This window comes from Liquorilactobacillus satsumensis, from assembly GCF_964065465.1.
GTDB classification, from domain to species: Bacteria; Bacillota; Bacilli; order Lactobacillales; family Lactobacillaceae; genus Liquorilactobacillus; species Liquorilactobacillus satsumensis.
Map to the genome: position 1 here is coordinate 1 of NZ_OZ061607.1, position 14,129 is coordinate 14,129.

Sequence of the window (14,129 nt, forward strand, 5' to 3'; positions counted from 1 at the left end):
ATAATGAAGGACGTCCCTTGCGATACATCTTTAACGAACTTCACCGACTAAATGGTGAGTACCAGGCTGAGCTAGCGCAAACTGACTTTGAACGAAAGGTTAGTCAACGGGGGCGGAAGTCTTCGCTCACTAAAAACCTTAAACACTTGATCGAGGAAAAGATTCAAGTCCAGAAGTGGTCCCCTGAACGAGTTGCCCATGTGGTGGGGATTGCCTACAAGACGGTCTATAACTGGATTAATCAAGGATGGCTTGATATACAGTTGCCCGATTTGCCTGATCATGGAATTCGTCGTCATCATGCTAAAGAAAAGCGTGGTACGTTCAATCACGGCCGCTCCATTGAGGAGCGGCCTCATAAAGTCGAAACTCGCCAGGAATTCGGCCACTTTGAAGCTGATACCGTACTTTCTGGTAAACGTAAAGGTCAAGCTGTGGCTACTTTTGTGGAGCGTAAGAGTCGCCTGACAATTCTTAAACGGCTCCATGGTCGCGACAGTCAGTCCATGACTCAAGCCGTACTTGAACTAGCTAGTCAACTTCAAGACAAGCTCAAGACGCTTACCGTAGATCATGGTAAAGAGTTCGCTAACTATCAGACAATTGAACGGCGAACTGGTACACAGGTTTATTTTGCCCATGCCTATTCACCGCTTGAAAGAGGCAGTAATGAGAACCGTAACCGAGTTTTGCGGCGCTTTATTCCCAAAGGCCAAGCCATTGAAGAACTAAGTGATTACCAACTGGTTCAAATTAATTGGTATCTGAATTCACGGCCACTTAAATGTCTTAATTGGCATACACCAATCGAGATCTTCTTGCTTAATTTACGTCATTAAATTCGTTCAAATTATTTCTTGCAATCTGCCATTCATAAGAAATTGTTGACGGTGATCGGTTCAGCCGAACGCCCATTTGGATATTGGACAGCCCTAGTTCACAAAAGGTTTCGATTTTAATTCGTTCAGAATAGGTTATACTAGACAAAAGATCAGCTCCTAAAAGATGGGTTTGTGGTAAACACCATTTTAAAGGAAGCTGATCTTTTTTGTCCGAACAGCGTTCGGATTAATTTTACAATCTACCATATAAAGGTTATTTCTCGTTTTCTTTGATCATTAGTAATATTGTTTCTTTTTGGCGTTGCGATACATTATTGTCCAGATAAACCTCACACATTTGTTTAACTAAATCATACATTTTTGTGTTTGTAACAATGGACATACTTTTGATTAAATCATAAACTGGTGGATCAACTTTAATTGTTTTTCGTTCAGTAGCTTTATATTCTTTTTTTATTGACAAGTCTCTACTAACATCAGCAGTGTTTTTGATATTCGGTTGTACATTATTATCCCTTTTCAGTAAAGCCATCTAATTTCAACTTCTTTCCCTTTTCAGTTAGTCTATTCCCATTAATGAATTCATGTTCATAATGGAAACCTTCAACATCTCCAGTGCTTTCAAACGATTCAATACGTTTTAGAAGTTCATTAAATATATCAGCATACAGTGAAAATATTCGCTTATCATGATAATCTTCAAATTGAACCCCTTGAGCTGTATACCATTCTAATCTGGCATGGTTATTAATAATATTATTAAATACATTATCACGTCCAAAATATTCAATAGTTTCATCAACTATTTTTTGCTGTAGAGGCCTACGTGCCTGCAATAAGACTGGTAACACACCAGCAACTTGTACATTGATTAAATCTCCAAAATCATTAACTAGTGTTTGTAAATATGTAAGTATTAAGCGTTTTGAACCATCAAAAGAGAATTGTTGGGTCTCTTGAATAACGATAACGTAATCAGCACAAACCATTGCATTATCAACTTTAATATCCGTTGATGGTGGAACATCAATAAAAATGAAGTCGTAAGAATCTTTTATTTTGTCTAAAAGCTTTTTCAGATAAAATGTTTTGTCAGCTAATGATTTAAATTTTTTGTCTAAAAACTCTGTATAGTTACGCATATCATAATCGCAACCAATCATATCAATTTTAGGTGATAAATTAACAATGCCTAGAGATAAATCTTCTTTTTCTAAACAAGCCATTAATGTATTCGGTATTTCAGGATTTCCAAATGTTTTTGACAAGAATTGAGTTGCATTTCCTTGTAGATCAGTATCTATAACTAGAACTTTTTTATTAAATATAGTAGCAGCTACTATAGCTTCCATTACAGTATCAGTTGTTTTTCCTACTCCGCCCTTTTGCTGGGCATTTATGATCGTATATGTCATTATGCCACCTCCAAAAATAAATATAACTCAATTATAAGGGAATGTAAAATAAAATGTAATAAATCTCCTTTTGATATTTTTGTCTAAAGGAGAAAAGGAGAATAGTCTCTTAGGAGAAAAAGAGAATAAGAGACTAGGAGAATAATACACTAAGAGAAAAGGAGATTAGGAGAAAAGGAGACTTTTCGGCTTGTAATTGTTCTTAGATAGGCTTTTTTAATAAAAAAAGGAGAAAAGGAGATTAGGAGAAAAGGAGAATAGTCTCTTAAGAGAAAAAGAGATTAGGAGAAAAAGAGATTAGGAGAATAAGAGATTAGTACACTTTTTGTAAAAAGGAGATTTTTTGCATTTTAGCTTTACAAAAAGGCTGTAAGGGTGTATATTTTAAGCATAGAAAAAAGGCTATCTCAAAAGAGATAACCTTCATAAAAAGAAAAGCCACCTGATATTGGCGTATCAGACAGCAACCAAATTCAATATTATGTAGTTGTATTATACAATATTTTACCGATATTGTAAATGTGTGTGATTTCAAAGACTTAGGAGACAAGCTAAGTAGGTAATGCTAGTATATTGTAGGTTTCATATTTCGATATGTGACAGCTGCTTACAGTTGAAAGTAATTCAAGTAGACAAGTCGTGAACTCAGCGACTACTTCACAAAAAAAATTGAGTGCTCTTAAGATTGAACAATCCAGTTTTAAGGGCAAGCTTGACCTTGCTTGTAGGCTAGAAACTACTATTAAAAGGTTGGTGGTAAAACGGTAGAAATACAGAATCATGTAACTGTCATGATCGAACAAATAAAAATAATGATTATGACGTCTGCTAGGGCGTTTTTTAGTAGATAGATACGCAGTTGAAAGTTACATGATTAGCAGAAATGCTAGAAATTGATTGTTAAATGAGTGACGACTATACTTCGAGAAAGTAAAGTAGATTAAATTTTTCTCTTTCAAAAACAAGGGAAAAATTTTGCTTTCGTTCAGAACTACCATCTCAAAAGTAAAGCAGTCTACATTCCAGTTGTCAATGAATATTGTTGAATATATTGAAAAAATTTGAACAAATATATAATGAAATTCACAAAGTCAAAAGGTTGTTAAATTAAGTAGTTTAGAGGTATACCAATTTATGTTTAGTTTGTGAAAAAATAGAATGAATTAAATTGTTAGATAGAGGTTGGTAATAGGGATATAGTTACTTTTTCTAATCGGGATTATGTAAACTTTTAAATTTCAACAGAATAAAAATTCAATACATTGTATAAAGATAGTAAGTTTATTTTTCATTTTTTTTATATGGAAATTATAACGTAGAAAGGGGGTTAGAAGATGAATGAAATACAAAAGTATATCGATAAGTATTGTTTTACTTCTGAAGAGAACCGACGTTTTGCACGCTCGAATTTTACAAAGTTAGTGCATACGAATGCTCGTTTTGAGGGGGTTAATACCACTTTACCGCAAACACAAACTATTATGGATGGTATGAGTGTTGCAGGGGTGCCAGTAGAAGATGTTTTAACTATTGTTAATTTAAAGCGTGGTTGGCAGTATGTGACTGTCCAAGATGAACCTTTAACGTTAGCAATGGAAAAGCAGATTAACAAAATTGTGGCGGCGGAAGATGCCTTAGTTCCTGGTGATTTACGACAGGGTCAAGGTGGGGTTAATTTAGGTGGTGAAGAATTTTTTGAACCACCATTAATTGATGAACAACAGGAACAAGTTTTTTTACAAAAAATATTGACTGATTCACAGATAACAACTACTGATAAGGCTCTGACAGTCATGTATCATAATATGCGCCAACAAATCTTTTGGGATGGTAACAAAAGAACAGCTACTTTAAGTGCTAATAAAATTATGATTGATGGTGGTGCTGGTTTGATTAACGTTCCTTTGGATAAGTGGGATAAATGGAATGAGTTAATTGCTGATTATTATCGTACCAATGATATGACAAAAATTAAACAGTGGACGTATGATAATGCTATTCAAGGTTTAGATGTGCGAAAAAACAAAGAAAAAGATTAACCCAGATTTGAAACAACCCAGAGTTAAAAAAGAACAGCTAAATAGGTTGGGATATAAAGATACTGATATTGATTATTTGATACTAAGCCAATTAATTGCGAAGAAATATCCATGAAATTAGTTAGTCAAAAACGTATCACGACCAAAAAAAACAAAATAAATAAAATCAAGTGGAAATTGAATTAAACGTAATAATATTAATTGGAGAATAAATAGTGAAAAATAGAACAGTAGGCATTTGGTTAGCAATCATTGGTGCATTTTTTTGGGGCGCTGCAGGGACGGTAGCTCAATTTTTATTTAATAATTATAGTCTATCTCCACAGTGGTTGGTAGGTATAAGATTATTAACATCAGGTTTTTTACTATTGGCGTTTGTATTATTTATTAAAAAGGAGCCTATATTAAATATTTGGCAAAATAAAAATAGTGTTATGTTACTGTTAGCCTTTTCATTTTTGGGAATGCTTCCATCACAGTTCACATATTTTATGGCAATTAAGTATGGGAATGCTGCAACTGCTACTATTTTACAATTCACTGGTCCACTGTTCATTATAATTTTTATTGCATTAAGACAATTAAAGTTTCCCCGTAGAATAGACTGTATTTCAATTATTATTGCAATGATCGGTACAATTTTGTTGGTAACCAAAGGACATTTAAATACATTATCTTTAGCACCTATGGCTGTTTTTTGGGGGTTATTGGCTGGACTTAGTCAAGCGTCCTATACTTTAGTTCCAAAAAAATTATTGAGTGACTTTAGTTCCTTAATATCCTTATCAACTGAGTCAGCGAGGACGACTTCGTTAGCTGCCTTTGGCAAGTGCCCCTTGGTTAATTGTAGGTTTTTAGCGATGTACTCGTCGTTATTCATCCCAACGAATTGTGCGGATTCACGTTTTCCGCCAATTTTCATATTAACTGGTGTAATGCCAAGTGTTGCGGTTTTGTCGTCGCTTAACTGATCCACCTGTTTCGTTGTCAGTAATGACTGTCCGGCATTGCCATTAGCGTCTTTGGTCATTACAAAGGACTTAGACTGCCAGCTGTCCACCGCAGCGGTGTTAGCTGTTGCCAGCCCGAGCGCCAGGGCACTTAAAATGAAAATCAAATAACTGATTAAGACGACGACTGTTAGAATCAAGCCGTACCGTAGTTTTTCTTTTTTAATCTCTCTCATTGCTAAAAACATTTGTTCCTCCTGTATTTGTTGCAGTTCAGCAAACTTACTATACACAAGTATACATGCTCTTATGATGAGATTCCGGACTAGTTTTGCTAGTTTGGTAAAATATCATCATAGGAGCATTTTTATTTAGGGTTACACGTTATGAAGAGGGTCCGTGCCATAAGTCCTTCAAAACAAAAGAGATTAGTGAAAATCGTTCTTTGATTTTCACTAATCTCTTCTTTTGTGTTATAAAATAATTATAATTGGTGTTCTTCGCCACCAATTTTCTAATATTCATTGCCATCAAGGCAATTCCAGCCTCCCTTTTTACCTTTTCAAGCCCCCTAACTGAAAATCTTCTAAAACCTGGGGTCAATGGAACATCCATACGAAAAGTAGCGGTAGACTTTAAAAACCGAACAATCTTATTTTTCGTCTGCTTCATCCAATGGTCTTAAATGACCATTTTCTAACGCTTCATTATATTGGAACGTGTACTTACCGACAAAGTTAATGTGTTCAAACATCAGTGGCGATAATTTGCCGATCATGTCGTCAGAACAATCAAACCCTTCTGATTGCATCTGCGTCACAATCTTTTCCAGGTAAACGGTATTCCAATAAATAATGGCATTCGTGACTAAACTGAGAGCGTTTAGTTGTTCTTCCATACCATCAAAATACGTTTGATAAAGCTTCCCTTTCCGACCATAAAAGATGTTTCGACAAAGCGCGTGCCGAGCTTCACCTTTATTTAGCTGTTCCAAAATTTGACGCGCATAAATCTCATCTGAAAGATAGCGTAATTGATGTTTCGTTTTATAGACTTTGCCGTATTCAGTAATCGCTTTACCCAAAGCGGTTGGGTGGCCTTCACGTTGCAAGGCCTGAGTTAATTCTGTCGCATTGACCTTACCAGACTTTAACGAACCGGCCACGCGTAAAATATCCTCCCAATGTTCTTCAATCAACCTTAAATTAATGCGGTTTTGAGACACCCCATTTAAGACTTGATAATCAGCGGTCGAATCAATCCGCCATAGCTTGGTTCCCTGACTATTAGCAATTCGGGGACTGAACTGAAAACCTAATAGGCCAAATAAGCCAAAGACTAAATCGCTATAACCGGCGGTGTCGGTCATAATCTGAGTGGGTTCCAAACTGCTGCCTTGATTTAAAAAGCCTTCTAATAGGTAGAGAGAATCTCGTAAGGTCCCTGCAACCACCATGCCATGAAAGCCGATATATTGATCAGAAACAAAATTGTAAAAAGTAACCCCGCGACCGCGGCCAAAGTATTTTGGATTGCTACGAGAATATAAAGACCTTTGGGGGGTAACGTAACGAATGCCATCGGCCGAAGCCATTTGACCGTCGCCCCAGATGAGCGCACTTTTTAATTTTTTATGCGCGTTAATAATGCGGCGATTGGCGGCGGCAAGGGTATCAATTCGCAAGTATTGATGGTCCACGTACATTAACCGATCGTATTTTAGACTATTTGAACTGTTTTTAGCCACTGGCGAAAGGCCAATGTTACAAGCCTCAGCTAATAAAACCGCTAAAATACTAATATCAACGTGTTTCATCTTCGTCCCACTTTCACTAACGTGACTAAAACATTGTGTTAACTGTAACTGTTGGTTAACCTCCAAGAGAATATCCGATAAATCAATTTTGGGAATTAAATGCCGAACCCGACTTTTAAAGGCCGCTTCGTCCTTTTGTTCACGGACTTTGCGTAATTTGGCCACAATAATTTTTTCTTGGCCGTCAACCTCTTTGACCTGGGCCATTTCTGAATCAGCCCAATTTTTTAGGGCCTCGGCATAGGATAAAGCTAAATCCTGTTTCACCGCTTCAACGGCTGCTTGACCAGTCTGCGGTAAATCAAGTTGTTGAATCAAAACGGCCTTTTGTTGACGCCAAGTAGACTTATCAATTAAGCAGGCCATGGGATCAAGATAGCGATTACTTTGCCGGACGTAAATATCATGACGCTTAAGACCATGAACCAGAAGCTCGATGCCGGCAATCAACACACACTGATTGGTTACTTGGGGGTTCTCACGAATATAATAACGCCATTTTTTCGGTAGTTTTTCGACGATCTGTTCAAACATCCGATAGGTAACCGGGCGCGGAAACCGTTGGCGAATAAACTCCCCAACCATCAGACAATCTTGGCCATTGGTAGTCCCTTCAAAAACAATAGTGGCTAAAATATCCGGAATGAATTTCCGGAATTTTCGATAAGCATTTAACAGTTCTTCAATGGCAATTGGTTCTCGCTCATTACGCACTAACTGATTAACCTGGGTAACGGCTGACTCAATTATTTCAGGTGGATAAGTTGCTAAAACTTTGTTTCTGAGATCTTGACTGCTGATCGTTTCGTCCATCAATAACCTGACAATCTGGGAGAGCGTTAAAGCTGCATGATCAAAATCTTTAATGGTTCGCAGCCGTTCCTTGGCTTCTTTATTTTTGGCCCGTTTAAAAAGCGTCTCGTAGAAGCGTGAAAGAGCTAGTAATTGTTCATCCATCGCTCGTTTGCGATACTCGGAAACAAAAGCGACCAATAACGCCGTTTGTCTTTTGACGGACATCCGTTTAATCAGACTGGCCTTGGCTTTAAAAGCATAGTTGGCCAGATTCTTTAACTTTCCTGCTGGAATTGCGCCTAATTGCCAATCCTCAGTTTTAAATTGTTGAAACTGTTTTAATCGAGTAAAGCCACGGTTAATTTCTTTGCGGCTTTCATCCATCAAAGGATTTCTTAAGAGATCCATTTTAATGGTGGCCCCATAGATGGGTTCCCCAACGGCAGTTAACAGATTTAAAAGTCGGTCCGTTTCTTCCGCTGAAGGGACGGCCACTAATTGACTATCCAAAAGGTCGGCGGCAACCTCCGTGACCCCATTAACAAAGCGTTCAAAGGTGGTCACCCCTGGTAAGAGAATTTTTTCATCCAAACATTTTTTTAGCAGCATATCAAAAAGTAGTTTTTCGGTTTCGTTTGTAAAACGCGCTCGCTCAAGCAGCCAGTCGTTCAGGCTCGCTTTGACCGCGGGATCAGTAAAGGCTTGATAATGATATTTTCGCTTAATCAGCGCCATATGTTGGCTAATGGTCATTTTTCGCGTGTAGCCTGCTAATGCCCGACCATCAATAGTTAACTGTTTAGCTAAATAATCAATTACCTCAGCTGGGACTTGTTGTAGATTAGTTGGAAAAGTTCCTAAAAATCTAACTGAGCTCAATTGAACGGCAAAGCCTAATTTAGTCGTTGCGGAACGCATTTCATCAATTAACGCGCGATCAAAATCAGTTAATTGAAAATACAGCCGCAGTTGATCGGCAGAAGAGATGCCCTCAAAAGTTCCGAAGCTTTGTTGGTGATGCGGGTTAGTCGGCATATTATTCTCCAATGTTTTTAAAAAACTATAGTTTTTGGAAAGGTTTCGCTATACTTTGATTAGGTTGATTTAACCGGGTTTTGAGTTTTCAAAAACTCATTATCAAAAAGTTTATAATAAACCATTGCCAAAAGATAGCTAAATTTACCCTGGCTATCAAAAAACTAAGGAGTCACTCATGATTATTGGATATGCACGGGTTTCAAAAGATGATCAGAATCTCAATCGCCAAATTGATCAATTAATGGCTTATGGTGCCGAAAAAATCATTCAAGAAAAGTTTACCGGGACCCGGCAAAGAAGACCGGGAATTACCCAGCTTCTCCAAACCATTCGGGCTCATGATGTCGTGGTCGTTGAAAGTATTTCCCGCTTGGGCCGCAATACGTTGGACATTTTAAATCTGATTCAATTACTGCACCAAAAACAAATTAAGTTTGTTTCTTTAAAGGAGCAGATGGACACCGAGACCCCAACTGGTCGAGCCATGCTGCAAATGATGAGTGTGATTGCGGAACTGGAGCGGAATTTATTAGCTGATCGGGTTAAAGAAGGGATTGCGGCCAGTCGTCGGCGTGGCGTGACAGTTGGCCGACCACGAATCGCCCAAGAAAAGTTGGATATTGCCATTCGGATGTATCAAAGTGGTGACTATTCAGTTAAAGAAATTTTGGCCACCAACCAAATTTCCTCAGGAACTTTTTACCGCGAAGTGAATCGGTTAAAACTAAAAAAGCTTAAAAGAAAAGATGACCCATCTGCTTCTCACAACTGACTTCTAAATATTATGGATTCCAAAAAAGATTTACGACCTTTAGTTTTAACAAAGTTGACAAGCCATTGGAGTAGCTCTTATACTATACATAGATGATTGTCTATGTAATGGAAGGAGAAAAAATGGATTATCAAAATTACGTTCAAATGCTAAAAGCAATGGCTGACCCGAACCGCCTAAAAATCATTGATCTGCTTTCATGTGGATCACTTTGTGCTTGTGATATCCTCCAGCATTTTGATTTTTCTCAACCCACTTTGTCTCATCATATGAAGGTTTTGCAAAATGCAGGTATTGTGTTTGCGGTAAAGGATGGGAAATGGCAACACTATTCCCTACAAAAAAGGTTTGTCCAAGAGTTTAAACAGAATACCGACCAACTGTTAGCCGCTGATGAGCACTGCCTTTGCCAACGGTCTGATTGTGAAAAAGATGTTGCCAATTAAGTTTTTTTAAGCAATACATAGACGCGTGTCTATATAAGGAGCTGAAAAATGATGGAAAAGTATTCGCCACAAGAGATTAATTTAACCAAGTACCTATTTTTTACCGGCAAGGGTGGGGTTGGCAAAACCACGGTTGCCAGTGCCACTGCAATTAGCTTAGCTGATGCTGGTCACCGAGTTATGATCGTTTCCACTGATCCAGCTAGTAACTTGCAGGACGTTTTTAAAGTTAGTTTAACCAATCAGCCAAAGCCGATTCCAAACATTTCCGGTTTGTTTGCTGCCAACTTTGATCCGGTCATTGCTGCGAACGAGTATCGCGAGCAGGTTATTCAACCTTATCGAGGCGTGTTGCCCAAAGAAGCCATTCAGAATATGGCTGAACAATTATCAGGCTCGTGTACGGTTGAAATTGCTGCATTTAATGAATTTGCCAACTTTCTAACTAGTTCCAAGATTAATCAGCAATTTGACTATATTATTTTTGTTACCGCGCCGACCGGCCATACCTTAAGAATGCTGCAATTGCCTTCTGCTTGGAGTAATTACCTGGATAAGAATGATCGTGGTGCATCCTGTCTCGGCCAACTAGCTGGCTTAAATGATAAGAAAGCTATGTATCAAAAAGCGGTTGAAACTTTAGGCAATCCTCAAGCGACGACTTTGTTTTTAGTTACCCGACCACAAAAAGGCGCCCTTCTGGAGGCACAACGCGCTTCACATGAGTTGGCAGCCTTAAACATTAAGAACCAGCAACTAATCATTAACGGTATCTTAAATCAGCCAACCGACGCAGTTTCTCAGACTATTTTTAAACAACAGCAAGCTGATTTGCAGAATATGCCAGTCACTTTAGACCAGCTACCCAAGTTAGCAATCCCATTGCGAGCATACAACGTATTGGGATTAGCTAATTTACGACTACTATTGAAAGACCAGCAGCCGCAAATCACTGAGGAACCGGTTACTGCTAGTCACTTTCCTGATCTGGATGTTGTCGTGAAGAATTTAGTGCAGTCAAATAAAAAAATTATCTTCACCATGGGCAAAGGTGGCGTTGGTAAAACAACCGTTGCCGTTCAAATTGCCCAAAAGATAGCTGCTCAACACAAAACCGTGCACTTGGCTACCACTGACCCAGCTGATCATTTGAAATACTTCAAAATCACAAGTCCGCTGATCAAGGTGAGCCATATTGATGAGAAAAAGTCTTTAAAAGAATATCAAAACGAAGTTCTCACTACTGCTAAAAAGACCATGAAGTCTAATGATGTTGATTATGTCGCTGAAGATTTGCGTTCACCATGTACTCAAGAAATTGCTGTCTTCCGAGCTTTTGCTGAGTTAGTCGCCCAAAATGATAGTGACGTCGTTGTGGTTGATACGGCTCCGACTGGTCATACACTCTTACTGTTAAACTCGACCCAAAGCTATGCTCAAGAAGTTGCCCATACCTCCGGCAGCGTCCCACAAGCAGTCGTTAATCTGTTACCAAGACTACAAGATCCTAAGCAAACTGAAATTGTTATGGTAACGCTACCAGAAGCCACGCCGGTTTATGAATCAATGCGGTTAGATGACGATTTGAAGCGAGCCAGTCTAGCTCATACTTGGTGGGTGGTCAACCAAAGTATGTTGGCAACTCAAACCACTGATCCATGTTTGCTGGCTCGAGTGCAAAGCGAAGTTAAATGGATTGATCAGGTAAAAGAGCTTTCGAATAATCATTTTGCTGTTATGCAATGGCAACCAAATTACGAAAAAACGCTTTTAACGGTTTAATTAATTAAAGGAAAAAAATAATTAATCAGTTTAGGAGGTATCATGCAAGTCTTTTTTGCCGTTGGAATTTTCTTACTCACATTATTATTCGTTATCTGGCAACCTAGAGGATTATCAATTGGATGGACAGCCGTTGGTGGTGCAATTTTAGCATTATTGTTTGGCGTGGTGAGTTTTAAAGATGTTGGAACGGTTACCGGAATTGTCTGGAATGCCACCTTATCTTTCGTGGCTATTATTCTGATTTCACTCATTTTAGATCAAATCGGATTTTTTGAATGGGCCGCCTTACACATGGCTCGCTGGGCAAACGGTCACGGTATTCGCATGTTTATTTTGGTGACCACCTTAGGCGCCGTCGTTGCTGCCCTTTTTGCTAATGATGGGGCTGCTCTGATTCTTACCCCCATTGTTTTAGCAATGGTTCGTGCCTTACACTTTGATGAAAAGCAAGTTTTCCCTTTTATTATTGCCAGTGGCTTTATTGCCGATACCACTTCTTTACCAATGATTGTTAGTAACTTGGTAAATATTGTCTCTGCAGACTTTTTTGGAATTTCCTTTTCAGCGTATGCGTTAAGAATGTGGATTCCTGATCTATTTTCGCTGTTAGGTAGTATTGGTATCCTGTATCTTTACTTTCGAAAAGCATTGCCACGAAAATTTGATGCCACTCAGGTTGCGGAACCCAGTTCTGCACTAAAAGATCAGCGACTTTTCAAGTTTTCATGGGTCGTCTTAATCCTCCTATTGATTGGTTACTTTAGTAGCGGTTTCTTAGGAATCCCCGTCTCCTTTATCGCACTGAGTATTGCGGCTATTTTTCTGATAGTTGGTCAAAGAAGTTCCCATGTTAATGCGATGGCAGCGATTAAAGGAGCTCCTTGGAACATTGTCTTTTTCTCAATCGGTATGTATGTCGTAGTCTACGGCCTTCAGAACGTTGGTCTAACAACATTATTATCAGGTGTCATTACCGAAATCGCAAAAGGTGGTCGGTTTGCTGCCACAATGGGCATGGGCTACTTAGCAGCACTTTTATCGTCATTAATGAATAACATGCCGACCGTCATGATTAATGCACTATCAATCAAAGGCGCTGACGTTTCAGGGCTCATCCATCATACGTTAGTGTACGCAAACATAATCGGCTCAGATTTGGGACCTAAGATTACCCCAATTGGCTCTTTGGCTACATTAGTCTGGCTACATGTGTTAGCTCAAAAGGGAGTTAAAATTAAATGGGGGACTTATTTTAAAATTGGAATTGTAACCACGATCCCAGTGTTGTTTATTACCCTATGTGGCCTCTGGTTATCATTATCGATTTTTGGTTAGAAAATATAAATCACAATTACTTTGGAGATGAATAGAATGAAAAAAATAGAGCTTTTTGAACCAGCAATGTGTTGTTCAACCGGTGTTTGTGGTCCCAGCGTTGATAAGGAATTGATTCAAACAACGGCCATTCAGCGGTATGTCAGTGTGAATGCACAGGGGCAGGCCATGTTCATTCGTCGTAATTTAGCCCAGAACCCCGATGCCTTTGTTCGAAATCCGATTGTTGCCCAAGAACTAAAACGTCAGGGTATAAATGCTTTACCAATTACGTTAGTGGATGGTCAGTTGGTAAAAACCGGTGAATACCCAACCATTAACGAGTTTAGCAGTTACTTAGACATGGATTTAGTAGCTGCTTTGGTTCACTAATAGTTTAGATGGAGGATTAATGATGACACAAATTTATTTTCTATGTACTGGAAATGCTTGTCGAAGTCAAATGGCTGAAGGATTCGCTAAAAAAATTTTAGGCAATGATTGGCGCGTTGCCAGTGCGGGAGTCGAGGTGCATGGCTTGAATCCATTGGCTGTTAAAGTTATGGCTGAAAAAGGAATAGATATTTCCCAGCAAACATCAAAGTTAATTGATCCCGATTATTTGCTTCACAGTGACCTAGTTGTCACCTTATGTGGAGACGCTCGTGATCGCTGTCCAGTCACCCCACCAACGGTCAAGAAAAAGCATTGGCCACTTCCAGACCCGGCTTTAGCAGCTGGATCCGAACAGGATAGAATAGTAGTTTTTCGGAAGGTCAGAGATCAAATTGAGCAGCAGATTATTGACTTAGCAAAAGTCGGTAACCTCTGAGGAATCAGTAGGTCCGTAACCAATACGAATTTTAAAATAGCGGTAGAAAACCGTATATTCAGATAACAAACATTCTGAGTGTTCG

The 14,129-nt window shown here is 38.7% G+C and carries 12 protein-coding genes and 3 pseudogenes; 9 read left to right on the forward strand and 6 right to left on the reverse strand.

The features are described from left to right. On the forward strand, window positions 1–839 hold an 839-nt coding region (locus AB3Y88_RS12035), incomplete at its 5' end, for an IS30 family transposase (RefSeq protein ID WP_367293447.1). A gap of 31 nt (window positions 840–870) precedes the next feature. On the opposite strand, the pseudogene AB3Y88_RS12040 reads toward AB3Y88_RS12035, so the two are convergent. The 3 genes and pseudogenes from AB3Y88_RS12040 to prgP all read right to left on the reverse strand — a co-directional run. Further along, a pseudogene (locus tag AB3Y88_RS12040) lies at window positions 871–987 on the reverse strand (helix-turn-helix domain-containing protein); the annotation flags it as partial. A 108-nt stretch (window positions 988–1,095) separates the two neighbouring features. Continuing rightward, a complete protein-coding gene (prgO, locus tag AB3Y88_RS12045) occupies window positions 1,096–1,374 on the reverse strand; it encodes a DNA segregation protein PrgO (protein ID WP_057870418.1) in 279 nt (92 codons plus the stop codon). Continuing rightward, window positions 1,352–2,257, reverse strand: coding sequence for a ParA superfamily DNA segregation protein PrgP (prgP, locus tag AB3Y88_RS12050; protein ID WP_057870419.1), 906 nt, complete (start codon window positions 2,255–2,257; stop codon window positions 1,352–1,354). Before prgP ends, prgO begins: the two co-directional genes overlap by 23 nt. Before the next feature lie 1,334 nt (window positions 2,258–3,591). On the opposite strand from prgP, the gene AB3Y88_RS12055 reads away from it, so the two are divergent. Continuing rightward, a complete protein-coding gene (locus tag AB3Y88_RS12055; RefSeq protein ID WP_261909597.1) occupies window positions 3,592–4,296 on the forward strand; it encodes a Fic family protein in 705 nt (234 codons plus the stop codon). Between the two features lie 215 nt (window positions 4,297–4,511). After that, window positions 4,512–4,934: pseudogene (locus AB3Y88_RS12060) on the forward strand (EamA family transporter); the annotation flags it as partial. Window positions 4,935–5,026: 92 nt separating this feature from the next. Here AB3Y88_RS12060 and AB3Y88_RS12065 read toward each other — a convergent pair. From AB3Y88_RS12065 to AB3Y88_RS12075, 3 genes and pseudogenes are all read right to left on the reverse strand, one after another. After that, a complete protein-coding gene (locus tag AB3Y88_RS12065; RefSeq protein WP_261909596.1) occupies window positions 5,027–5,494 on the reverse strand; it encodes a hypothetical protein in 468 nt (155 codons plus the stop codon). A 136-nt stretch (window positions 5,495–5,630) separates the two neighbouring features. Further along, window positions 5,631–5,840 (reverse strand): annotated as a pseudogene (locus AB3Y88_RS12070) (IS1182 family transposase); the annotation flags it as partial. A gap of 58 nt (window positions 5,841–5,898) precedes the next feature. Continuing rightward, window positions 5,899–8,892: a Tn3 family transposase gene (locus AB3Y88_RS12075; protein WP_146971977.1), complete on the reverse strand. Its 2,994-nt coding sequence runs from the start codon at window positions 8,890–8,892 to the stop codon at window positions 5,899–5,901. Between the two features lie 178 nt (window positions 8,893–9,070). On the opposite strand from AB3Y88_RS12075, the gene AB3Y88_RS12080 reads away from it, so the two are divergent. The 6 genes from AB3Y88_RS12080 (at window position 9,071) to arsC (ending at window position 14,044) form a co-directional block, all read left to right on the forward strand. Further along, complete coding sequence (locus tag AB3Y88_RS12080) at window positions 9,071–9,667, forward strand: recombinase family protein (protein WP_003582117.1); 597 nt, start codon at window positions 9,071–9,073, stop codon at window positions 9,665–9,667. Window positions 9,668–9,789: 122 nt separating this feature from the next. Next, entirely contained in the window at window positions 9,790–10,113 is a 324-nt protein-coding gene (locus AB3Y88_RS12085) for a metalloregulator ArsR/SmtB family transcription factor (RefSeq protein ID WP_003582114.1), read from the forward strand. Between the two features lie 51 nt (window positions 10,114–10,164). Next, window positions 10,165–11,895: an arsenical pump-driving ATPase gene (arsA, locus tag AB3Y88_RS12090; RefSeq protein ID WP_367293450.1), complete on the forward strand. Its 1,731-nt coding sequence runs from the start codon at window positions 10,165–10,167 to the stop codon at window positions 11,893–11,895. Between the two features lie 42 nt (window positions 11,896–11,937). After that, the gene (locus tag AB3Y88_RS12095; RefSeq protein ID WP_003582109.1) at window positions 11,938–13,233 is read left to right on the forward strand and encodes an arsenic transporter; all 1,296 of its coding nucleotides are present in this window, start codon (window positions 11,938–11,940) and stop codon (window positions 13,231–13,233) included. 36 nt (window positions 13,234–13,269) lie between these two features. Next, a complete protein-coding gene (gene arsD / locus AB3Y88_RS12100) occupies window positions 13,270–13,605 on the forward strand; it encodes an arsenite efflux transporter metallochaperone ArsD (RefSeq protein WP_025013532.1) in 336 nt (111 codons plus the stop codon). A gap of 22 nt (window positions 13,606–13,627) precedes the next feature. After that, a complete protein-coding gene (gene arsC / locus AB3Y88_RS12105; RefSeq protein WP_004563097.1) occupies window positions 13,628–14,044 on the forward strand; it encodes an arsenate reductase (thioredoxin) in 417 nt (138 codons plus the stop codon). Window positions 14,045–14,129 lie beyond the last annotated feature (85 nt).

What these genes read in the sequence shown, in the direction of transcription:
- prgO (WP_057870418.1), bottom strand. Translation starts at nt 1,374, where the DNA reads ATGGCTTTACTGAAAAGGGATAATAATGTACAACCGAATATCAAAAAC.
- prgP (WP_057870419.1), bottom strand. Translation starts at nt 2,257, where the DNA reads ATGACATATACGATCATAAATGCCCAGCAAAAGGGCGGAGTAGGAAAA.
- AB3Y88_RS12055 (WP_261909597.1), top strand. Translation starts at nt 3,592, where the DNA reads ATGAATGAAATACAAAAGTATATCGATAAGTATTGTTTTACTTCTGAA.
- AB3Y88_RS12065 (WP_261909596.1), bottom strand. Translation starts at nt 5,494, where the DNA reads ATGTTTTTAGCAATGAGAGAGATTAAAAAAGAAAAACTACGGTACGGC.
- AB3Y88_RS12075 (WP_146971977.1), bottom strand. Translation starts at nt 8,892, where the DNA reads ATGCCGACTAACCCGCATCACCAACAAAGCTTCGGAACTTTTGAGGGC.
- AB3Y88_RS12080 (WP_003582117.1), top strand. Translation starts at nt 9,071, where the DNA reads ATGATTATTGGATATGCACGGGTTTCAAAAGATGATCAGAATCTCAAT.
- AB3Y88_RS12085 (WP_003582114.1), top strand. Translation starts at nt 9,790, where the DNA reads ATGGATTATCAAAATTACGTTCAAATGCTAAAAGCAATGGCTGACCCG.
- arsA (WP_367293450.1), top strand. Translation starts at nt 10,165, where the DNA reads ATGGAAAAGTATTCGCCACAAGAGATTAATTTAACCAAGTACCTATTT.
- AB3Y88_RS12095 (WP_003582109.1), top strand. Translation starts at nt 11,938, where the DNA reads ATGCAAGTCTTTTTTGCCGTTGGAATTTTCTTACTCACATTATTATTC.
- arsD (WP_025013532.1), top strand. Translation starts at nt 13,270, where the DNA reads ATGAAAAAAATAGAGCTTTTTGAACCAGCAATGTGTTGTTCAACCGGT.
- arsC (WP_004563097.1), top strand. Translation starts at nt 13,628, where the DNA reads ATGACACAAATTTATTTTCTATGTACTGGAAATGCTTGTCGAAGTCAA.